Annotated in this window: 19 protein-coding genes; 13 read left to right on the top strand and 6 right to left on the bottom strand. The window is 69.7% G+C overall.

Annotation, left to right across the window (positions count from 1 at the left end; genetic code table 11):
• Positions 1–13: 13 nt before the first annotated feature.
• The 5 genes from IHE47_RS16805 (at position 14) to IHE47_RS16785 (ending at position 3,949) form a co-directional block, all read left to right on the top strand.
• Positions 14–952, top strand: a complete 939-nt coding sequence (locus IHE47_RS16805; RefSeq protein WP_192107982.1) for a substrate-binding domain-containing protein — start codon at positions 14–16, stop codon at positions 950–952.
• A gap of 243 nt (positions 953–1,195) precedes the next feature.
• Positions 1,196–1,831, top strand: a complete 636-nt coding sequence (locus tag IHE47_RS16800) for a c-type cytochrome (RefSeq protein WP_225562035.1) — start codon at positions 1,196–1,198, stop codon at positions 1,829–1,831.
• On the top strand, positions 1,828–2,757 hold the full coding sequence (locus IHE47_RS16795) for a c-type cytochrome (RefSeq protein ID WP_192107978.1): 930 nt from the start codon (positions 1,828–1,830) through the stop codon (positions 2,755–2,757). Before IHE47_RS16800 ends, IHE47_RS16795 begins: the two co-directional genes overlap by 4 nt.
• Entirely contained in the window at positions 2,754–3,185 is a 432-nt protein-coding gene (locus IHE47_RS16790) for a TIGR01244 family sulfur transferase (RefSeq protein ID WP_343227501.1), read from the top strand. The genes IHE47_RS16795 and IHE47_RS16790 overlap by 4 nt, the downstream gene beginning before the upstream one ends.
• Positions 3,185–3,949, top strand: a complete 765-nt coding sequence (locus IHE47_RS16785; protein WP_192107976.1) for a sulfite exporter TauE/SafE family protein — start codon at positions 3,185–3,187, stop codon at positions 3,947–3,949. Before IHE47_RS16790 ends, IHE47_RS16785 begins: the two co-directional genes overlap by 1 nt.
• Before the next feature lie 37 nt (positions 3,950–3,986).
• Here IHE47_RS16785 and IHE47_RS16780 read toward each other — a convergent pair whose 3' ends face one another.
• Both IHE47_RS16780 and IHE47_RS16775 read right to left on the bottom strand, forming a co-directional pair.
• A complete protein-coding gene (locus tag IHE47_RS16780) occupies positions 3,987–4,568 on the bottom strand; it encodes a DUF2059 domain-containing protein (RefSeq protein WP_192107974.1) in 582 nt (193 codons plus the stop codon).
• A gap of 58 nt (positions 4,569–4,626) precedes the next feature.
• Entirely contained in the window at positions 4,627–7,071 is a 2,445-nt protein-coding gene (locus IHE47_RS16775; RefSeq protein WP_192107972.1) for a prolyl oligopeptidase family serine peptidase, read from the bottom strand.
• 138 nt (positions 7,072–7,209) lie between these two features.
• On the opposite strand from IHE47_RS16775, the gene IHE47_RS16770 reads away from it, so the two are divergent.
• The 5 genes from IHE47_RS16770 to hemC all read left to right on the top strand — a co-directional run bounded on the left by IHE47_RS16770 (position 7,210) and on the right by hemC (position 12,949).
• The gene (locus tag IHE47_RS16770; protein ID WP_192107970.1) at positions 7,210–9,366 is read left to right on the top strand and encodes a prolyl oligopeptidase family serine peptidase; all 2,157 of its coding nucleotides are present in this window, start codon (positions 7,210–7,212) and stop codon (positions 9,364–9,366) included.
• Between the two features lie 74 nt (positions 9,367–9,440).
• Positions 9,441–10,109 (top strand): alpha/beta fold hydrolase, encoded by a 669-nt coding sequence (locus IHE47_RS16765; protein ID WP_192107968.1) that lies wholly within the window; start codon positions 9,441–9,443, stop codon positions 10,107–10,109.
• Positions 10,110–10,223: 114 nt separating this feature from the next.
• Positions 10,224–11,285, top strand: a complete 1,062-nt coding sequence (locus tag IHE47_RS16760; RefSeq protein WP_192107966.1) for a histidine kinase — start codon at positions 10,224–10,226, stop codon at positions 11,283–11,285.
• Entirely contained in the window at positions 11,263–11,967 is a 705-nt protein-coding gene (locus IHE47_RS16755) for a LytTR family DNA-binding domain-containing protein (RefSeq protein WP_192107964.1), read from the top strand. The genes IHE47_RS16760 and IHE47_RS16755 overlap by 23 nt, the downstream gene beginning before the upstream one ends.
• A gap of 70 nt (positions 11,968–12,037) precedes the next feature.
• Positions 12,038–12,949, top strand: coding sequence for a hydroxymethylbilane synthase (gene hemC, locus IHE47_RS16750; protein WP_192107962.1), 912 nt, complete (start codon positions 12,038–12,040; stop codon positions 12,947–12,949).
• 93 nt (positions 12,950–13,042) lie between these two features.
• Here hemC and IHE47_RS16745 read toward each other — a convergent pair whose 3' ends face one another.
• Both IHE47_RS16745 and IHE47_RS16740 read right to left on the bottom strand, forming a co-directional pair.
• Entirely contained in the window at positions 13,043–13,873 is an 831-nt protein-coding gene (locus IHE47_RS16745) for a DUF481 domain-containing protein (RefSeq protein ID WP_192107960.1), read from the bottom strand.
• A gap of 79 nt (positions 13,874–13,952) precedes the next feature.
• Complete coding sequence (locus IHE47_RS16740; protein WP_192107958.1) at positions 13,953–14,786, bottom strand: hypothetical protein; 834 nt, start codon at positions 14,784–14,786, stop codon at positions 13,953–13,955.
• A 130-nt stretch (positions 14,787–14,916) separates the two neighbouring features.
• Between IHE47_RS16740 and IHE47_RS16735 the strand changes: the two genes are divergently transcribed.
• Positions 14,917–15,900 (top strand): YafY family protein, encoded by a 984-nt coding sequence (locus IHE47_RS16735; protein ID WP_192107956.1) that lies wholly within the window; start codon positions 14,917–14,919, stop codon positions 15,898–15,900.
• 219 nt (positions 15,901–16,119) lie between these two features.
• Here IHE47_RS16735 and IHE47_RS17835 read toward each other — a convergent pair whose 3' ends face one another.
• Together IHE47_RS17835 and IHE47_RS17830 are read right to left on the bottom strand one after the other, a co-directional pair.
• Positions 16,120–16,668 carry a DUF488 domain-containing protein gene (locus IHE47_RS17835; RefSeq protein ID WP_343227500.1) on the bottom strand — a complete coding sequence of 183 codons (549 nt, stop codon included), beginning with the start codon at positions 16,666–16,668 and terminating at the stop codon, positions 16,120–16,122.
• Positions 16,665–16,877, bottom strand: coding sequence for a hypothetical protein (locus IHE47_RS17830; protein ID WP_225562033.1), 213 nt, complete (start codon positions 16,875–16,877; stop codon positions 16,665–16,667). The genes IHE47_RS17835 and IHE47_RS17830 overlap by 4 nt, the downstream gene beginning before the upstream one ends.
• Before the next feature lie 127 nt (positions 16,878–17,004).
• Between IHE47_RS17830 and IHE47_RS16725 the strand changes: the two genes are divergently transcribed.
• Positions 17,005–17,760 carry a Bax inhibitor-1/YccA family protein gene (locus IHE47_RS16725; RefSeq protein WP_192107952.1) on the top strand — a complete coding sequence of 252 codons (756 nt, stop codon included), beginning with the start codon at positions 17,005–17,007 and terminating at the stop codon, positions 17,758–17,760.
• Positions 17,761–18,011: 251 nt separating this feature from the next.
• The gene (locus IHE47_RS16720; protein WP_192107950.1) at positions 18,012–19,886 is read left to right on the top strand and encodes an MFS transporter; all 1,875 of its coding nucleotides are present in this window, start codon (positions 18,012–18,014) and stop codon (positions 19,884–19,886) included.
• Positions 19,887–19,919: the final 33 nt, after the last annotated feature.

The raw sequence follows: 19,919 nt of genomic DNA, 5'->3' as shown, positions 1-19,919 counted from the left end.
TTGGGGAATACCGATGAAGCACAAGTACCCGTGGATGGCTGCCCTCGTGCTGGCTGCAACCTGCGCCACCACCCAGGCCGCCACCCAGACCCAATCCGACTACCTGCCCCCGTGGAACCCACCCCCCGCAGGCATGCAGTTCAGCGTGCCGCCGTTCGACGCCATCGCCGACCTGCACGGCGACGTGGTCGATCCGCAGCTCACCGTGTTCTTCGCCGGCAACCAGTTCATGGTGGTGCACGACCTGGTCGCCGCGTTCAGGCAGGCGCATCCCGAGTACCAGCGCGTGTTCGTGGAGACCCTGCCGCCCGGCATCCTCGCCAAGCAGATCGACAGCGGCGTGCTGGTGATGGGCAACCTGCGCCTGGCGCTGAAACCGGACGTCTATACGGCCGGCAAGGGCGCGGTCGATCGGCTGCAGCAACAGCACGGCTGGTTCGCCGCCAGCGCCGACTACGCGCGCAATCCGCTGGCGATCCTGGTGGCGAAAGGCAACCCGAAGCACATCGAGGGGTTCAAGGACCTCGGCCGTCCCGACGTGCGCGTGAGCATGCCGAACCCGGCCTGGGAAGGCATCGCGAAGCAGATCGAGGACGGTTACCGCAAAGCCGGCGGCGACGCGCTGGACCACGCCATCATGGTCACCAAGGTGCAGGACGGCAGCACCTTCCTCACCACCATCCACCATCGGCAATCGCCGCTGCGTGTGCTGCAGGGCGAGTCGGACGCGGCGCCGGTGTGGTCGACCGAGGCGTATTTCCAGCAGCAGATCCTGCACCACCCGGTGGAAACCGTGGCGATCCCCGCGGCGCAGAACGCCGTCGGCATCTACACCGTGGCGCGCCTGAAGGCCGCACCGCACCCGCAGGCGGCGAAGGCTTTCTACGAGTTCATGCAAGGCCCGGTGGCACAGGCGATCTACCGCAAGTACGGCTTCCAGTCGCCGAAGTGAGGCTCGCGAACCATGCGCAAACGACAGCCGGCCAGTCATCCCCTCTCCAGCATGCGGGAGAGGGTGCCCGACCTGCAGGCGCAGGATGCGCCTGCGGAACAGCGAAGCTGGCCCCGCAGGGGCGAGCGGCAGGGCTGGCGCGAGTCAGGGCGGGAGCGGGCGTGCGGGCAGCGCGAAATGTCGAGGCAAGTGCGTGCCCTCTCCCCCAACCCGTCTCCCGCAAGCGGGAGAGGGGAGACAAGGTTGTCGCTTGCAGCGCTCCTGCTGGTGCTCACGCTGATTCCGTTCGCTGCCAACGCCACCGATGCCGCGGTGATCACCCGGCAAGGCAACGGCAAGGGCGCTGCGCCCTGCATGGCCTGCCATGGCGTCGACGGCGGCGGCATGGCGATCAACGGCTATCCGCGGCTGGCCGGACTCGATGCCGCCTACCTGCAAAAGCAGCTTGACGACTTCGCCAACGGCAGCCGTGCGAATCCGGTGATGCAGCCGAACGCCAGCGCACTCAGCGAAGACGAACGCGCCGCGCTGGCGAAGTACTACAGCGCCCTGCCCTTGCCCGCGCATCCTGCGGCAGCCAGGCCCGATGCCGGCGGCGAACGGCTCGCCACGCATGGCGACTGGAGCCGCGGGCTGCCCGCCTGCACGCAATGCCACGCGCCCGGCGGCGTGGGCGTGGGCGCGAACTTCCCGCCGCTGGCCGGCCAGCCCGCCGCCTACATCGCGGCGCAGTTGCGCGCGTGGCAGCAGGGCGCGCGCCACAACGATCCGCTGCAACTTATGCGGCACGTCGCGCAGCAGCTCACGCCGCAGGAGATCGACGCCGTGGCCGGCTGGTTCGCCGCGCAACCGCTGCCGGCCAAAGGGAGCGCGCCATGAAATCGCTGCCCATCGCCTTGCTCGGTGCATTGATGCTGGCGGCATGCTCGCATCCGGCCACGGAAACGCCCGCTGCCGCGAAGCCCGCGGCTGCCGCCAGCGCGCCGACGAAGAACAAGGCCCCGCCCGGCTTCACGCCACCGGCCGAAGCCGACATCCCCGCCGGCCCGCTGGGCGACGAGATCCGCCTCGGCCGCGCGATCTTCACCGACACGCCTACGCAAGCGCACGACTACGTGGGCAACGGCCTCAGCTGCAGCAATTGCCACCTCGACGCGGGTCGCCTGGCGAACTCCGCGCCGCTATGGGGCGCCTGGGGCATGTACCCGCAGTACCGCAAGAAGAACGGCCGCGTGAACAGCTTCGGCGAACGCCTGCAGGGCTGCTTCCGCTTCAGCATGAACGGCAAGGCGCCGCCGCTGGACAGCGACGTCATCGTGGCACTGGAAAGCTACGCGTGGTGGATGAGCAAGGGCGCGCCGAACGGCGTGAAGCTGGCCGGCGCGGGTTATCCCAAGCAGGGCTTCAAGCCGCCGCAGCCGACCGACTACGCGCGCGGCGCCGCGGTGTACGCGAAGGACTGTGCGCTGTGCCACGGTGACGATGGCCAAGGACAACAAGTGAATGGTCGCAACGTGTTCCCGCCGCTGTGGGGGCCGCAATCCTTCAACTGGGGCGCGGGCATGCACGAGCTGGACAACGCCGCCGCCTTCATCAAGGCCAACATGCCGCTCAGCCGCGGCGGTACGCTCAGCGACCAGGACGCGTGGGACGTGGCGATGTACATGGACGCCCACGAGCGTCCGCAGGATCCGCGCTATGCCGGCGACGTCGCCGCCACGCGCGCGAAGTATCACGACACGCCGATGTCGCTGTACGGCACCACGGTGAACGGCCACCTGCTCGGCAGCGGGGCGGCGAAGTGAGCACGCCGGTGCATCGCCTCACGCCCGCGTTCGGCGTGGCCGGGCAACTCGACGCGGATGACATCGCCGCGCTGGCTGCGCAAGGCTGGCGCAGCCTGGTCTGCAATCGCCCCGATGGCGAAGCGCCGGACCAGCCCGCCAGCGCCGAGCTCGCGCGGATTGCGGCCACGCACGGCCTCGCGTGGCGTGACGTGCCCATCGTCTCCGGGCAATGGCGCGACGCCGACGTGGCCGCGTTTGCCGATGCGCTGCGCACGCTGCCCGCGCCGGTGCTGGCGTTCTGCCGCACGGGCACGCGCTCCATCCACCTGTGGGCGCTGGCGATGGCCGACACGCTGGATGCCGCCAGCATCGAACGCATCGTCGCCGATGCCGGCTATGCATTGAACCCCGCGGTGTTGCACCGCGCGGCGGACGCGGCGCGCTGATGCTGGCCGACCTGCTGGCGCTGGCCTGCGGCTCGCTGGTCGGCTTCTCGCTGGCGCTGATCGGCGGCGGCGGTTCCATCCTCGCCACGCCGATGCTGCTGTACGTGGTGAGCCTGCGCGATCCGCACCTCGCCATCGGCACCAGCGCGGTGGCGGTAGCGGCGAACGCCTTCATCAACCTCGTGCCGCACGCGCGCGTCGGCCATGTGCGCTGGCCCGCCGCGCTCACGTTTGCCGCGACCGGCGTGCTGGGCGCGTTCGCCGGCTCCACGCTGGGCAAGCGCGTGGACGGCCACCACCTGCTCGCGCTGTTCGCCGTGCTGATGCTGGTGGTGGCGACGCTGATGCTGCGCGGCCGGCGCAACGGCGGGGACGGCAATTATCCGAAGCCGCGGCTGTTTCCCCGCCTTGCCGCCACCGGCTTCGGTGCGGGCACGCTGTCCGGTTTCTTCGGCATCGGCGGCGGCTTCCTGATCGTGCCGGGCCTGATCTTCGCCAGCGGCATGGAGATCATCGCCGCCATCGGCAGCTCGCTGGTCGCGGTGGGGGCGTTCGCCTCCACCACGGCGATCAATTACGCCGCCTCCGGCCTGGTCGAGTGGCGCGTGGCGGGGCTGTTCGTGGCGGGCGGCATCGGTGGCGGCTGGCTGGGCGCGCGCCTCGCGCAGCGGCTGGCGCGCACGCGCGGCGCGCTCAACCTGGTATTCGCGTTCGCCGTGATTGCGGTGGCGGTTTACATGCTGGCGAGGAACCTGGGGGCTTGAACGGGGCTGGCGCCGGGCGGCGACAGCCCCGCTTGCTTTACTGCCCCTTGCCTGCCGCGTTCCCCGTGGCTGCTTTTTGCTTGCTCGCCTCGTAGGCGGTGATCTGCGCTTTCGTGTCCTGGAATATCTTCTGCGACTGTGGCGCATAAGAAGCCATCCTGGCCTGCCTGAGTTGCGTGGCCTGCGCCATCACCGCCGGCATTTTCGTAACCATGGCCTGTCCCGAGGGCGACCGGTAGAAGGCAAGCGCGTCGTCGATCTCCCGCTGCGTGAAATGCTTGCTGTAGAGATCGACGTAGATCGGCTGCATCGAGTCCCACGACATCTGCTGCTTCAGCAACCCGTCCATCTTCGCGGCCTGGGCATCGATGATCCCCTGCTCGCCGGCATCGGGTGATCGCCCGTTCGTCATCTGCATGGCGGCGCGGCGGAATCTCCCGTCTTCCTGCGCAACCACCTGTGCAGTCACAAGATCCAGCAGCTTGTGTACCTGCATCACTTGCAGCAGTTCGTCGATCGAGGCGGCGCTGGCGGGCCGATTCGATGGCGTGGCCGCGGCGACGGAACCGGATACGAAGGAAAGCGCCAGGAAGCCGATGGTGCAAATTCGCTTGTGCATGTGATTCCTCCTCGAGGTCGAACGAAAGGTCGGTGGGCCAGGCGCGCCGATCGCGCGCTCAGTTCCCGGGCGCTGCCTTGACCGGCTTCACGTAGGTGTTGAACAGCTCGTCGATGCGCCGGTACTCGTCGTACCAGTCGTCCGCGTGCTTGAAGTCGTGGCGTTCCAGCGGGTACAGCGAGATCCAGAAGTTGTTCTTGTGCAGCTCGACGAAACGCTGGTACAGGCGGATCGAGTCGCTGGCCATCACGTTGTCGTCGATCAGGCCGTGTTCGATCAGCAGCGGGTCGCGCAGGTTCTTCGCGTATTCGATCGGCGAACTGGCCTTGTACGCCTCGGGGTCGAGCTGCGGGTCGTTGAGGATGTTCGAGGTGTACTCGTGGTTGTAGCTGACCCAGTCCGCCGGCGGACGCAGCGCGGCACCGGCCGCGAATTCACCCGGCGCGCGCAGCAGCGCCATCTCGGTCATGAAACCGCCGTAGCTGCCGCCGTAGATGCCCACGCGCTTGGGATCGACGCCGTGCTGCTTGACCAGCCACGCCTTGCCGTCGAGCAGGTCCTCCAGTTCCGGATGACCCATGTTGCGGTAGATCGCGTCGCGCCAGTCGCGGCCGTAGCCGGCGGAGCCGCGGTAATCCATGTCCAGCACCACGTAGCCCTGCTGCACCAGCAGGTTCTGGAACATCTGCTCATGCACGTAGTAGGTCGCCTGCTTGGACACGTCCTGCAGGTAGCCCGCGCCGTGCACGAAGATCACCGCGGGGCGCGAAGCGGCCGCATCGGTTTCGTTGGCGGGGCCGTAGTACTTGGCGTAGACCACGCCGGCGCCGTGCGATGAGGGCACGGCGACGAACTGCGGCTGGATCCACGGGTGCGCGGCGAAGCTGCTCTTCATGGTGTCGGTGAGTTCGCGCGGCGTGCCGCCGCCGGCGGGCTGCACGGCGAGCTGGCTCAGCACGTAGGGCGCGGAATGCAGCACGGCGAGCCGGCTGCCGTCGGGCGAGAGCGTGAAGCCGTCCACGCCTTCGTACTGCGTCACGCGGGCGAGTTCGCCGCCGTTCGACGGCACGCGGTACACGTCGTAGCTGTACGGAGCGGGCTTGTTCGCCAGCAGGTAGAACCACTTGCCATCCGGGCTGAGCTGCGGCTGGCTGACTTCGAACCTGCCGTTGCCGGTGAGCGCCTTCGCGACACCGCCCAGCGGCTTCGCGTAGAGGCGCGACCAGCCGTCGGCCTCGCTCAGGTACCACAGCGTACGGCCGTCCCTGAGCCAGCCGAAGTCGTTGAAGCTCCAGTTGATCCACGCGTTGTCGTGCAGGCGGTCCTGCGGCACCAGCGCGTGGCCGCTGAAGTCGATGCTGGCGATCCAGCGGTCCTTGTTGTCGATGGCGCGCAGTTGCACCGCGGCCTGGCTGCCGTCGTCGTTCCACACGATGCCGCCGCCGCTGCCATCGCTGGCGATGGTCACTGGACGCACGTCCGGCGCCTTCAACGCCCTGGCTTCGTCGTCGTGGCCGGCCTTCTGCAGCGCGGCCACGGTTTGCGCGCGGATCGCCTTCAGCGGGTCGTCCTTGATGCCGGGCAGGTTGTCGGTCTTGAGCGGCCAGGCCTTGTGCGCGGCGAGGTCGAGCAGCAGCAGCGACTGCGGCGCGGGATCGTTGCGGCCCACGTAGGTGCGTGCCGGCTCCGCCTCGGTGTAGCCGGAGTCGGTGACGTAATGGATCACGTCGGGCGACTTGCCGTCGCCGTGGTGCGCGGGCGCGGTGACCAGCAGCATCCAGCGGCCGTCGGGCGACAGTTCGGTATCCACGGCCTTGATCCGGTCGCCCAGCCAGAACGGCTGCGGCGCGCGGCCGGCATCGGCGGCGGCCAGCGCCTGCTGTTGCGCGCGGTGCGCATCGCGGTCGGCCTTGATCTCGCGCAGCGTGCTGAAGGTGTCGAGTTGCTGGCGCTCCAGCGCGTCGGGTTCGCTCGCCTGCGGATCGTCGGCGAACTTCAGGATGGCGGCGGGCGCGGTGACGCCGCTGGCGAGGTCGTAGCTGTACCAGTCGTTGCCGTCGCGGAATTGCAGCGCGCGGCCGTCGGCGCTGAACTGCGGCGCGGATTCGGGTTGCGGCGAACGCGTCACCTGGGTGCGGCGGCCGCTGGCGAGATCGACGAGGAACACGTCGCCGTGCAGCAGGATGGCCGCATGGGCATGGTTGCGATCGAACACCGCAGGGCCGTCGGCCTGCGCCATCGCGGCGGGGTCCAGCCTGCTGCCCGTGCCGCCGTTCGCGTCCACGCGATAGAGGTCGCGCACGCTGTCGCCATCGCGCTTCAGCGCGTAGTACAGGCTGCGGCCGTCCACGCTCCAGTACGGATTCTCCACCGCGTGGCCGATCCAGTCGGGGCTGGCCATGATGGTTTCCAGGTCCAGCGATCCGGCAGCCGGCGTCGCCGCGATGGCGGCGGCGGGCAGCGTGGCGAGGGCGATCAGGCTGGCGAGCAGCAGGCGGCGCATGCGTGTTCCTTGCGGCAAAAGAAATCAGCATAAACGAGTCCGCGGCACGCGCGGCCGCCCCAGTGCCGGAAGTCAGGTGCGCCGTGCGGCGGGTGCGGGAGTACGCTCGGAGGCCGATCGACTTGCCGGAGAAGCTGCATGCGTCCCGTCCTCGTCCTTTCCCTTGCGCTTGCCGCCGGCCTCGCGGCCAGTGCCGTCGCGGCCCGGCAGACTCCCGTACAGGCGCACGACGACGTGTCGCTGATCGGCGACCACGTCGCGCAGCCGCCCGCCTCGCCGCAACGCGACGACGCCAGCGTGCTGCACGGCGTGCGGGTGGCCGATCCGTACCGCTGGCTGGAAGACGGCAACGCGCCGGCGGTGCAGCAGTGGATCGCCGCGCAGAACCGCTACACCGACTATGCGCTGGGCGCGATGCCGGACGGCAAGGCGCTGAGTGCGCGGGTGCAACAGCTGGCGATCACCTCCGTCACGCGCTCCTCGCCGCTGCTGGCCGGCGGCACGCTGTTCTACCTGCAGGAAACGCCGCCGCAGCCGCAGCCGCAACTGATCGCGCAGCCGTGGCCGCATGGCATGCCGCGCGTGCTGGTGGATCTCAACGCCGGCGGCGGCAACACCGCGATCACCGGCTACTGGCCCTCGCCCAGTGGCCGCTACCTCGCCTACGGCACCGCCGAAGGCGGCAGCGAGCTCACCACCCTCCACGTGCTCGACGTCGCCAACGGCAAGATCTTGCCCGATGCCCTGCCCTGGGCCGGCGGCGGCACCACGCCGCAGGGCCTGGCCTGGGATGCCGACGAGAAGGGTTTCACCTACGTGCGCTTCCCGCCGCCGCCCGCGGGCAGGGAGGTGGTGCAGTTCAACGCCGCGCTGGTGCATCACGTACTGGGCGACGCGGCGGCGAAGGACGGGGTGGTGTTCGGCCGGGATTTCTCCAGGGTGGCCGAATACCGCCTGCTGGGTTCGCACGACGCGAAGCAGCTCGCCGTGCTGGCGAACGCGGGCGACGGCGGCCCGGCCGAGGTGTGGCTGCGCGAAGGTTCGCAGTGGAAGAAGGCGCTGGGCGACCAGGCCGACGTGCGCTTCGCCGGCTGGGTGGGCCGGCAGCTCTACGTCGCCAGTTTCGCTGGCGCGCCGCGCGGCAAGCTGCTCGCGGTGGACGCGGACGGCGAGGCGCACGAGGTGCTTGGCCAGCGCGAAGGCGCGCTGCAGGGCGTGGCGCCGGTCGCCGACGGTTTCCTGGTGGTGCGCAGCTGGGGACCGGACTGGTGGGTGGAGCAGTACGACCACGCCGCCAAGTTCGTGCGTCGCCTGCCGTTGCCCGCGCATGGCATCGGCGTCGAGGGCATCGCCGCCGAGCGGGGGCAGGATCACGCGCTGATCGGCTACGGCGGCTGGACGTTGCCCTCGCGCTGGGCGGAGTACGACGCCAGGGCCGGCACGCTCGAGACCGTGTTCGAGGTGAAGCCCGCCGCCGATTACTCGGACGTGGCGACCTACCGCATCGACGGCATCTCGAAGGACGGCACGAAGATCCCGGTCACCGTGTTGGCGATGAAGGGCGTGACGCCGGACGGCGCGCGTCCCGCCATCCTCTACAGCTACGGCGGCTACGACCTGCCCGTGGTGCCGCACTTCGTCGGCCCCGAGCTGGCATGGCTGGAGCGCGGCGGCGTGCTGGCCTTCGCCAACATCCGCGGCGGCAACGAGAACGGCGAGCTGTGGCATGCGCAGGGCCAGAAGCTGCACAAGCAGAACGTGTTCGACGATTTCCACGCCGCCGCGCTGGCGCTGGTCGACGCGCACTGGACCGACCGCAGCCACCTCGGCATCCTCGGCGGCAGCAACGGCGGCCTGCTGATGGGCGCCGCACTGGTGCAGCATCCCGGCGATTACCGTGCAGTGGTGAGCATGGTGGGCATCTACGACGTGATCCGCCACGAGACCGAATCCGCCAATGGCGCCTACAACGTGCCCGAGTACGGCACGGTGGCCGACCCCGCGCAGTTCAAGGCCACGCTGGCGTACTCGCCGCTGCAGAACGTCAAGCCGCACATCGCCTATCCCGCCGTGCTGATGACCACCGGCGCGAACGACCCGCGCGTGTCGCCGTGGCAGTCGCGCAAGTTCGCCGCCGCGCTGCAGGGCGCCACCAGCTCGGGGCTGCCGGTGCTGCTGCTCACCCGCATGGACGCCGGCCACGGCATCGGCGCGCCGTTTTCCCAGCGCGTCGGCAACACGGCGTTGATGCTGACGTTCTTCGCGCAGGAGCTGGGTCTGCCGGCCAAGCCATAGGCACGCCGCCAGCGCCGGGTTCGCGTGGGCGCGGCAGGCGCTAAGCTGTGCGCCCTGCCGCCGCGATCCCCGCCATGTCCGCACTCCTTCCCGCCGTCGAGAACGAAACCGCCGCCAGCCCCGTCTACAGCGTCATCTGGCTGCATGGGCTCGGCGCGGACGGCCACGATTTCGCGCCCATCGTGCCGGAACTGGTGGCCGCGGACTGGCCGGCGCTGCGCTTCGTGTTCCCGCATGCGCCGGTGCGGCCGGTCACGGTGAACGGCGGGATGCCGATGCGCGCGTGGTACGACATCGTCGCCTTCGACCTGCTGGCGCGGCAGGACGAGGCGGGCATCCGCGCCTCCATCGCCGCGGTCGAGGCGCTGATCGCGCGCGAGAACGAACGCGGCGTGCCGGACGAGCGCATCGTGCTCGCCGGCTTCTCGCAAGGCGGCGCGATCGCGCTGGCCGCGGGGCTGCGCCATGCGAAGCGGCTGGCCGGCATCGTGGCGCTGTCCACCTATCTGCCCATCGCCGACACGCTGGCCGCCGAGCGCAGCGCGGCGAACGCGGACGTGCCGATCTTCCAGGCGCACGGCACGTTCGACCCGGTGGTGGTCCCACCGCGCGGCAGCGACAGCCGCGACCTGCTGCAACGCCTAGGCTACCGCGTGGACTGGCATGCCTACCCGATGGCGCATGCCGTCTGCCCGCAGGAGATCGCCGACCTGCGCACGTGGCTGGGCCGACGTTTCACCTGATGCACGCGTAGGATCGCACCCTGTGCGCGAAGGCTTCTGATGCCCGATCGGAGCAAAAGCGTTCGCGCACAGGGTGCTCCTACGGCAAAGGTGACCCTGCGGCATACTGCGCGCATGCGTCCGCCCATCCCCGACGAACCCAGCCCGCTGCCGGATTTCTGCAGCCTGCCGGTGCTGTTCACCCTGCTGGTGACCGGGGCGCTCGCCGCTACCGTGGTGTGGCTGGCAGCCGGCGACCACCGCGATTTCTCCGGCTACAGCGTGGGCATCCTGTTCGTGAGCTGGCTGGTGCTGGCGATGGGCGTGGTGTTGTGCCTGCTGCGCGCGCCGCTGCAACGCCTGCCCGGCCACCTGCCCTACCTCGCCGCGTGGCTGCTGATGATGCCCATCGTGGCCGCGGCGAGCTGGGTGGCGCACGGGCTGGACGAGGCGCTGCACATGGAGCTGGTGCGCGCCGGCACACTCGCCTTCGTGCGCGACAACATGCTGATCGCGGCCCTGCTCGGCGCGGCGATCCTGCGCTACTTCTACGTCGCCGCACAGTGGCGGCTGCGCCTCGCCGCGGTGACGCGCGCGCAGGTGGAAGCTCTGCAGGCGCGCATCCGCCCGCATTTCCTGTTCAACAGCATGAACACCGTGGCGGCGCTGATCCCGCTGGACCCGGCGGCGGCGGAGCGCACGGTGGAAGACCTCGCCGAGCTGTTCCGCGCCGCGCTGGGCCAGCACGAGCAGGGCGACGGCACGCTGGGCGAGGAGCTGGCCCTGCTCGACCGCTACCTCGCCATCGAGCAGCTGCGCCTGGGCGAACGCCTGCGCGTGGAACGCACGCTGGACGAACTGCCGTGCGATTTCCCGCTGCCGCGCCTGCTGCTGCAGCCGCTGGTGGAGAATGCCGTGCGCCACGGCATCCAGCCGCTGCGCGAGGGCGGCGTGGTCAGCCTGCGTGGCGTCCGCGACGGCGACGCCATCGAGATCGAGATCGCCAACCCGTTGCCGCCCTCGCCCGCACGCGGCGGCAACGGCCACGGCCTGGACAACGTGCGCCGGCGCGTGGCGTTCCGCTATGGTCCGCGCGCCGTGGTGCGCGCCGGGCCGCAGGACGGGCGCTTCGTGGTCGGCCTGCGGTTGCCGCTGCCAGACAAGGGAAAGGGCGATGCGCGTACTGATCGTCGATGACGAACCGCTGGCGCGCCTGCGCCTGGCCGCCTTGCTGGGCGAGTGCGAGGGCGTGGAGCTGGCCGGCAGCGTGGGCGACGGCGAGGCCGCGCTCTCCGCGCTCTCCACGCTGCAGCCCGACCTGCTGCTGCTCGACATCAACATGCCGGGCCTGGATGGCCTGGCGCTGGCCGCGCGGCTGGCCGGGCAGGCGCGCCCCAGGGTGGTGTTCTGCACCGCCTACGAAAACCACGCGCTGCACGCCTTCGAGCTGGACGCGGTGGACTACCTGCTCAAGCCGGTGCGGCTGGAACGCCTGCGCGAAGCGCTGCAGCGCGTGCGCAAGCGCCTGGCGGATGCGCCGCGCGCCGCCACGGCGTGGCTGCATGCACGCGTGCGCGACGAACAGGTGCGCGTGGCGCTGGCCGAGGTGATCTGCCTGCTCGCCGAGGAGAAATACGTGTGCGTGCGGCACGCCGGCGGCGAGCTGCTGATCGACGAGTCGCTGCGTCAGCTGGAGGAAACCTATCCCGACCAGCTGATCCGCCTGCACCGCAACTGCCTGGTGCCGCCCGCGCGCCTGCTGGGCCTGAAATCCCTCGCCGACGGCCGCGTGCTCGCCCGCCTCGCCGGTACCGATTTCAGCCCCGAGGTGAGCCGCCGCAACCTGCCGGCGCTGCGCAAGCTGCTGCGGATGGGGTGAACGCCGCCGACCCCGCAGTGGACGCGGCATCGGCGACAATGGCGCATACCGTTGTCGCCGTGGAGCCCGCATGACCCCCAACACCCTGCGCATCGCCACCCGCCAGAGCCCGCTCGCGCTGTGGCAGGCCGCGCACGTGGCGGCGCTGCTGCGCGCGGCCCATCCGGGGCTGGCGGTGGAATTGGTGCCGATGACCACGCGTGGCGACGAGATCATCGACCGGCCGCTGGCGACCATCGGCGGCAAGGGCCTGTTCCTGAAGGAGCTGGAGGTGGCGATGCTGGAAGGCCGCGCCGACCTCGCCGTGCATTCGCTCAAGGACGTGCCGGCGGAGCTGGAGGCGGGCTTCGCGTTGCCGGCGATCCTGCCGCGCGCGGATGCGGCGGATGCCTTCGTCAGCAACCGCTACGCCGACCTCGCCGGCTTGCCGCAGGGCGCGAGGGTGGGCACGTCCTCGCTGCGTCGGCAGGCACAGTTGCGCGCGCTGCGGCCGGACCTGGAATTGCTGGATCTGCGCGGCAACGTGGGCACGCGGCTGGCGAAGCTGGACGCGGGCCACTACGACGCCATCGTGCTGGCCTGCGCGGGCCTGGAGCGGCTGGACCTGGCCGCCCGCATCCGCGGTCGCCTCGCCGCGCCGGACTGGCTGCCGGCGCCGGGCCAGGCGGCCGTCGCCATCGAGGCGCGTGCCGACCAGCCGCATACGCTGGCCTTGCTCGCCGCGCTGGACGATGCCGATACGCGGCTGGAAACGGGCGCCGAGCGCGCGATGAACCAGGCGCTGGGCGGCAGTTGCACGGTGCCGGTGGGCGCGTGGTGCACGCTCACCGAACGTGGCCTGCACCTGTGCGGGCTGGTCGGCGATGCGGCAAGTGGCCGCCTGCTGCGCGCGCAGGCGGACGGCGAGGACGCCGAGGCGCTGGGCCACGAGGTGGCGCGGGCACTATTTGCGCAGGGTGCCGCCGAATTCCTCGGCACATAGACGCCGAAACGAAAACGGCCCCCGCCAGAAGCAGGGGCCGTGCATGCTTTCCCGAATCCCGAATCCCGAATCCCGAATCCCGAATCCCGGCCTTTAGAAGTTGTAGACCAGGTTGGTGGTGGTCAGCGTGTCGGTCTTCTTGATGCCCGGCAGCACGGTGCTGTTGTGGCGCACCTGGAAGCCCACCTTCAGCGCCAGCTTCCTGGTCATGCTCACGGCGAGGCCGGCGTCGTTCTGGATGTAGGTGTTCTTGGAGCCCGCTTCGGTGAGGAACGTGTCCTCGAGCGAGGTGTTGTCGGTGAGGCGGAGCTTGTAGTTGACCAGGCCACGCGCGACGGCCTCGTGCTCCACCGGCTGCGTCTGGTTGACCGAGACGCCGTCGATGACGATGGGGAGCTCGGCCGGGCGGTATTCCTTGTAACCGGGGCCGATTTCGAACGACAGCTCGTTGCGCGCGTCCTTCACCGCGATGTAGCCGTAGCCGATCGAGACCACGCCCTGCCACAGGTTGGCGCCGAAGTCGTCGTGGTCATAACGCGCCGCGCCCACGATGTAGCTGCGCGGGTCGAGCTTGTAGCCCACCGAGGCGCCGCCGTCGTAGCGGTTGGCGGTGGTCTCGAACTGGTCGATGGTGTTGCCGGCGGGGGTGACCACTTTTTCCTGCACCTTGGTGCGCAGCACGTCGAGGAAGAAACTGTTCTTCCACTGCTCGTTTTCCTGGTTCAGGCCGAGCTTGGCGTTGACGTTCTGCGAGCGGGTGTTGCCGGTGGCCGAGGCAAAGCCGAACTCGCCCGAACCGGTCCAGCCGCCGTTGCTGGCGCTCGAGCTGGAGCTGCCGTTGTCGCTGCTGCTGGCGTCTTGTGCGTGGGCGGCAAAGCTGGCGCAAGCCGTTACCAGCAGGGCAGCCATCAGGGTCTTTTTCATGGGTGGGGATCCCGTTTGTTAAGCAAATGTAAGTGGCACACCATAACGGAACCGCTTGAATTTGCAATGAACGTGGCGGTCAGGGCGACTTCGCTTCCCGTGCAGCGGCCAACGTGCCCTCGTACAGGCGGCGTTCCAGCCACTGGCCAAGCACGCAGCTGGAGGCGGCCAGCGCGGCGGCCGGCAAGCTGCCCGTGACGTCGACCAGCAACAGCGCCGTGCAAGGCAGCGCATAAGTCAGCAGTGCCGCGACGAGCCGCGCGGGGAGCGTGCCGCGGGAGGCGCCGGAGGGAGCCTCGGGCTCGCGCGACGATTGCCACAGCGCGCTTTCGAGCAGGCCCAGCCCGAGCGCCAGGGCCAGCAGCATGGTCCGCGGATAGGCGCCGTGGTGGCTGCTGAACTCGCCTTGCGCCAGCACGACCAGCCACAACCACAGGCCGCCGCTGTAGGCCGCCGTGGTGATGCGGCCGGCGGGGAGCAGGGCCGTGGCACGCAGCAGTGCGGTGGGCAGGAGGCTGCGGTCGTCATGGGCGGACAACAGCAGGTTGGCAAGGCTGCACGACATCAGCAGCGCCCCGGCCAACCGGATGGCCCAGAAACCGTTGTTGCCCTGCGCAAGGCATGCCACGGCCAGCACCGGCAACCAGGTTGCCAGCGCCATCAGCGCGGAACGGGCCGGGGAGTGGCCCGGCACGCCATGCCGGCGCGAAAACCCCGGTACCTGCAGGCTGGCCGGCAGCAGGCCGGTGCCCACCAGTGCCGCCCCCAGTCCCAGCGGAACCAGGGTGCCGCTGCGCCCCAGCGGACCCAGCCCCAGCAACAGGGACAGGCCCAGCCACAGCCAGGTGCCATAACCGCCGGTGGCCAGTACCTGCAGCAAGGTGGCGGCACGGGGTGGACGGTTGGGCGGCATCGGCGGGTCCATCGGGGAAGGTGGGCCTTCCAAGGTTAAGCCATGGCGGCGGGCCGGCGTCCGGCAGGCTTGCGGGCATGGCCGGGCATACCCATAGTTCCGGCTTGCCCGCCGTGAATGCCGAGTCGCCATGGATCGCTACGAACGTACCCTCACCCTGCATCGCCTGCTGAAGTCGGCACATTACCCGGTGCCGCTGGCCAGGCTGATGGAGGAGCTGGATTGCTCGCGCGCCACTCTCTATCGCGACATCGCCTTCCTGCGCGACGCACTGGGCGCGCCCATCGAAAGCGTCGGCGGCGAGCAGGCGGCGTGGCGCTACGAGCAGGTCGAGGGCGAGCGCTTCGAACTGCCGGGCCTGTGGCTCACCTCCGACGAGCTGGCCGCGCTGCTCGCGCTCAACGAACTGATCGGCCGCAGCGGCCCCGGCGTGCTGGCCGGTTCGCTGGCGCCGTTCAAGTCGCGCATCGAGCACCTGCTGTCCGACCGCGGCAGCGGCAAGGCCTTGCCGATCGAGCGCATCCGCGTGATTCCCTGGGGCGCGCGCAAGCTCGACCAGCAGGCGTTCCGCGTGGTGGCCGGCGCCGTGCTGGAGCGCCGGCAGCTGCGCTTCCGCTACCGCGCGCGCACCACCGGCGCCGACAGCCGCCGCACCGTGTCGCCGCAACGGCTCACCCATTACCGCGACAACTGGTACCTGGACGTGTGGGACCACGACCGCGAGGCGCTGCGCAGCTTCGCGGTGGACCGCATCGCCGAGGCGCAGGCGCTGGACGGCATCGCCCGCGACGTGCCCGAGGCCGAACTCGACAAGGCGCTGGCTTCCAGCTACGGCATCTTCGCCGGCCAGCCCAAGGCCTGGGCCACGATCCGCTTCTCTTCGCACGCGGCGCGCTGGGTGGCCGACGAGCACTGGCATTCGCAGCAGAAGGGCGAGTGGCTGTCCGATGGCCGCTACGAGCTGCAGTTGCCGTATTCCAATTCCAAGGAACTGCTGATGGACGTGCTCAAGTACGGCCCCGACGCCGAGGTGATCGCGCCGCTGCCGCTGCGCGAGGAGATGAAGATCCTGCTGCAGCTGGCGCAGGGCGCGTACCAGAACCCGCCACGGTAGTAGCACCCTGTGCGCGATGGCTCTGGTGCTTGATCGAAGCAAGAGCATCGCGCACAGGGTGCGCTCCTTATGTCTCGATTCGGGCCCGCGACTGGACCAGAATCACCGACTGATCATCGGTAGGGGCGGGGTGACGCCCATGCGCTCCTTTGGCTTCGAGCCAGTGCCGTAGATTCGCGCCGCTGTCCCGTCTTAATCTGCCGCAAGACGCAACGGTATCTACAGCAACGTCGATTGCGGCGCGGAGTAACTCAGTTTGCCGTCCTCGACCTGCGCCGCCGAAGTCCATGGATGCACCACGCTGTGCTTCAGGTCGAGGATGTGGACCACCTCGATGCCGCGCTGCTTCAGCACGTCGGCGATGATCGAACGGTGGCAGCGCCACCACACCGCTTCGGCGCACATCACGGCGGTGCGCTGGCGCGCCGCGAACGCCAGCAGCGCCGCCAGCCCGTCGGCGAATTCCGCGCTGGCGAGGTGGTCGGCGTAGCCGCGGAACGCGGCATTGCGCCAGGCGGTGTTCGGCGAATCCGGCTGGACCCGGCGGCGTCCGCCCAACTGGGGAAACCATGCGTAGCCGATGCCGTGCCCGGGCAGGCTTGCGGCCAGCGCGTCGCGCGCAAACTGCGGCTGGCGCCGCGAGCCGGGGAAACGGCGCACGTCGGCGACCGCCTCGATGCGGAAGGCCGCGAGCAGGTCGAGGAACTCCTCCAGCGTGCGGGTGGAATGGCCGATCGTCCAGATCGTGGCGGGGGCGGAGGTGTTCACGCGATCTCCCGCGGCGCGGCGCCCTTGCGCATGGCGGCTTGATCGGTCCGGTCGCGCCGGGTCCCGGGCCGCGGGGCGTCCAGGCCGCGGTGCCGCGGACAGCCCTCGTGCGAGGCGGCGGACGTGCGCGCCGGCATGAGGCGACCGGTGGCATGGCCGGTCCCGGAATTCCCGTGCAAGCGGCCGCTGGCGCGGAACTGCTGACTCATGGTGGCGGTCCCAGCCTGTTGACCATACCCGCCATCTTCGCACCGGCGGCATGCCGGCGGATCGTCGCCTGCAGGCAAGTCTCGCAATGGCAGGCTAGGATGGCGGCAATCCGACCAGGAGTACGACATGCAAAGCGGCAATCCGGCACTCAACAAGAACACCTTCCTCGACGCGGCCAGCGGCGCCGTGTTCAGCCGCGACGGCGGCGCGATGACCTTGAACGGCACGGTCAACAAGACCAGCCTGCTGCTGGTGCTGGTGCTGGTCGGCGCGATGTTCAGCTGGAGCCGTTTCGCCGGTCCGGCCAGCCTGCCCGCGCTGGGGCCGCTGGTGCTCGCCGGTGCGCTGGCCGGTTTCGTGCTGGCGCTGGTCACCACGTTCAAGAAGACCTGGGCGCCGGTCACAGCGCCGCTCTACGCGCTGGCCGAGGGCGTGTTCGTGGGTGCGCTGTCGGCGGTCTTCGAGATGCGCTATCCCGGCATCGTGATGCAGGCGGTGGCGCTGACCTTCGGCACCATGGCGGTGCTGCTCATGGGCTATCGCAGCGGGCTGATCCGCGTCACCGACAAGTTCCGCGCAGGCGTGGTCGCCGCCACCGGCGGCGTGCTGCTGGTGTACCTGGCCAGCTTCGTGATGGGTTTCTTCGGCCACTCGTTCGGCTTCATCACCGCCAGCAGCGGCGTCGGCATCCTGTTCAGCCTCGCCGTGGTGGCGATCGCGGCGCTGAACCTGGTGCTGGACTTCGACATGATCGAGCAGGGCGTCAACACCGGCGCGCCGAAGTACATGGAGTGGTACGGCGCCTTCGCGCTGGTGGTCACCCTGGTGTGGCTGTACCTGGAGATGCTGCGCCTGCTGTCGAAGCTGCAGTCGCGCAACTGACGGGCCGGAAGTTGCTCGACAGGGGGCGATGGTTTGCGCCATCGGGACGCGGGAGGGCGGGGCGCAAGCCGGCCGCTGGTTTCCGGGTGTGATTTCGGAAGGAGCTGATTCATGCCGAGCGTATTACGGCTCCAAGCTGGACTCGGCTTGCTTCGCCGCGCCAGCGTTCTTCCGCGTGACATGGTATTTCCGGTCATGAAGCCCCGTTCTTGCGGTTACGCTGGCCGGCATCGCCACGACAGGGAGCCCACATGAGCCAGTTCGCCCTGCTGGGCCAGCGCCGCTTCGCGCCGTTCTTCTGGACGCAGGCGCTGGCGGCGTTCAACGACAACGCCTTCCGCAACGCGCTGCTGGTGCTGGTGGCGTTCCAGCTGGGCCTGGACGACCGCGCCGCGGCCGTCTACACCAACCTCGCGCCGGCCCTGTTCATCCTGCCGTTCTTCCTGTTCTCGGCCAGCGCCGGGCAGCTCGCCGAGAAGATCGAGAAGACGCGCATCATCCGTTGGGTGAAGTGGTTCGAGATCGCCGCGATGGCGATCGCGGCGGCGGGGTTCATCACGCACCACGTGAGCCTGCTGCTGGTGGTGCTGTTCATGATGGGGTTGCACTCCACCGTGTTCGGGCCGATCAAGTACGCGATCCTGCCGCAGGCGCTGAAGCCGGCGGAATTGGTGGGCGGCAACGGCCTGGTCGAGATGGGCACGCAGCTGGCGATCCTGCTCGGCATGATCGTGGGCACCACGGCGATGGGCGTGGCGAAGGTCGGGCCGTGGCTCGCCGCCGGCATCACGATAGGCGTGGCGGTGGTGGGCTATCTCGCGTGCCGCGCGATTCCGCCCGCGCCGGCCACGGCGCCGGAATTGAAGTTCAACCCGAACACGTTCGGCGAAACCGCGCGCGTCATCCGCATCACCCACGCGGACCGCGCGGTGTGGAACGCGGTGCTGGGCATCTCGTGGTTCTGGTTCTTCGGTACCGTGCTGGTCGCGCAGTTGCCGATCTACACGCGCGAAGCGCTGGGCGGCGACAACACGGTGTACACGCTGGTGCTCACGCTGTTCACCATCGGCAGCGGCGCCGGCGCGCTGGCGTGCGAGAAGCTTTCCGGCAAGCGCGTGGAAATCGGCCTGGTACCGCTGGGCGCGTTCGGGCTCACCGCGTTCGGAGTGGACCTCTACTGCGCGCGCCACGGCGTCGCGCCGGTGCGTGGGCTGGACTGGCTGGGCTTCCTGCGCGGCGCAGGCAGCTGGCGCATCGCGCTGGACCTCGCGCTGATCGGCGCCTTCGCCGGCCTCTACGTGGTGCCGCTGTTCGCCTTCGTGCAGGCGCGCGCGCCACGCGAGAAGCTCTCGCGCATCATCGCCGGCAACAACATCATGAATGCCGTGCTGATCGTGGCGGCCGCCGGCTTCGGCCTGGGCATGGGGGCGCTGGGTTTCAGAGCGGCGCAGATTTTCTTCGTCGCAGCCTTGCTCAACGTGCTGGTGGCGACCTACATCTTCACGCTGGTGCCCGAGTTCATCCTGCGCTTCGTCACCTGGGTGCTGGCCAACACGCTGTATCGCGTGCGTGCGGATGGCTTGCGGCACATCCCGGAGGAAGGCCCGGCGCTGCTGGTGTGCAACCACGTGAGCTTCGTCGATCCGCTGCTGTTGATGGCGCACCTGCGCCGCCCGGCGCGCTTCGTGATGTATTACCGGATCTTCAACATCCCGCTGCTGAAGTTCCTGTTCAAGACCGCCAGGGCCATTCCCATCGCCGGGCAGAAGGAAGACCCGGCGGTACTGCAGCAGGCCTGGGACGCCGTGGACGCGGCGCTCGCCGACGGTGAGCTGGTGTGTATCTTCCCCGAGGGCGCGCTGACCCGCGACGGCGCCATCGCGCCGTTCCGCCCGGGCGTGGAAAAGATCCTCGCGCGCCGCCCGGTGCCGGTGGTGCCGATGGCGCTGCGCGGCCTGTGGGGCAGCATGTGGAGCCGGCGCGATTCCGCGCTGGGCCGCGCGCGCCTGCCACGGCGCTTCCGCGCACGCGTGGAGCTGGTGGTGGATGCGCCCGTGCCGCCGGAGCGCGCCAGCGCGGCGGCGCTGGAAGCGCGCGTGCGGGAGCTGCGCAGCGACATGGCGTGATGCCTTGTCGTGTAACAGCGCACCCTGTGCGCG

This window comes from Rhodanobacter sp. DHB23, from assembly GCF_014842975.1.
Classification (GTDB): Bacteria; Pseudomonadota; Gammaproteobacteria; order Xanthomonadales; family Rhodanobacteraceae; genus Rhodanobacter_A.
This window is presented reverse-complemented; position numbering and strand designations above follow the sequence as displayed.

Coding starts and splice junctions, on each gene's coding strand:
- IHE47_RS16805 (WP_192107982.1), top strand. CDS start 14: ATGAAGCACAAGTACCCGTGGATGGCTGCCCTCGTGCTGGCTGCAACC.
- IHE47_RS16795 (WP_192107978.1), top strand. CDS start 1,828: ATGAAATCGCTGCCCATCGCCTTGCTCGGTGCATTGATGCTGGCGGCA.
- IHE47_RS16785 (WP_192107976.1), top strand. CDS start 3,185: ATGCTGGCCGACCTGCTGGCGCTGGCCTGCGGCTCGCTGGTCGGCTTC.
- IHE47_RS16780 (WP_192107974.1), bottom strand. CDS start 4,568: ATGCACAAGCGAATTTGCACCATCGGCTTCCTGGCGCTTTCCTTCGTA.
- IHE47_RS16775 (WP_192107972.1), bottom strand. CDS start 7,071: ATGCGCCGCCTGCTGCTCGCCAGCCTGATCGCCCTCGCCACGCTGCCC.
- IHE47_RS16770 (WP_192107970.1), top strand. CDS start 7,210: ATGCGTCCCGTCCTCGTCCTTTCCCTTGCGCTTGCCGCCGGCCTCGCG.
- IHE47_RS16765 (WP_192107968.1), top strand. CDS start 9,441: ATGTCCGCACTCCTTCCCGCCGTCGAGAACGAAACCGCCGCCAGCCCC.
- IHE47_RS16760 (WP_192107966.1), top strand. CDS start 10,224: ATGCGTCCGCCCATCCCCGACGAACCCAGCCCGCTGCCGGATTTCTGC.
- IHE47_RS16755 (WP_192107964.1), top strand. CDS start 11,263: ATGCGCGTACTGATCGTCGATGACGAACCGCTGGCGCGCCTGCGCCTG.
- hemC (WP_192107962.1), top strand. CDS start 12,038: ATGACCCCCAACACCCTGCGCATCGCCACCCGCCAGAGCCCGCTCGCG.
- IHE47_RS16745 (WP_192107960.1), bottom strand. CDS start 13,873: ATGAAAAAGACCCTGATGGCTGCCCTGCTGGTAACGGCTTGCGCCAGC.
- IHE47_RS16740 (WP_192107958.1), bottom strand. CDS start 14,786: ATGCCGCCCAACCGTCCACCCCGTGCCGCCACCTTGCTGCAGGTACTG.
- IHE47_RS16735 (WP_192107956.1), top strand. CDS start 14,917: ATGGATCGCTACGAACGTACCCTCACCCTGCATCGCCTGCTGAAGTCG.
- IHE47_RS17830 (WP_225562033.1), bottom strand. CDS start 16,877: ATGAGTCAGCAGTTCCGCGCCAGCGGCCGCTTGCACGGGAATTCCGGG.
- IHE47_RS16725 (WP_192107952.1), top strand. CDS start 17,005: ATGCAAAGCGGCAATCCGGCACTCAACAAGAACACCTTCCTCGACGCG.
- IHE47_RS16720 (WP_192107950.1), top strand. CDS start 18,012: ATGAGCCAGTTCGCCCTGCTGGGCCAGCGCCGCTTCGCGCCGTTCTTC.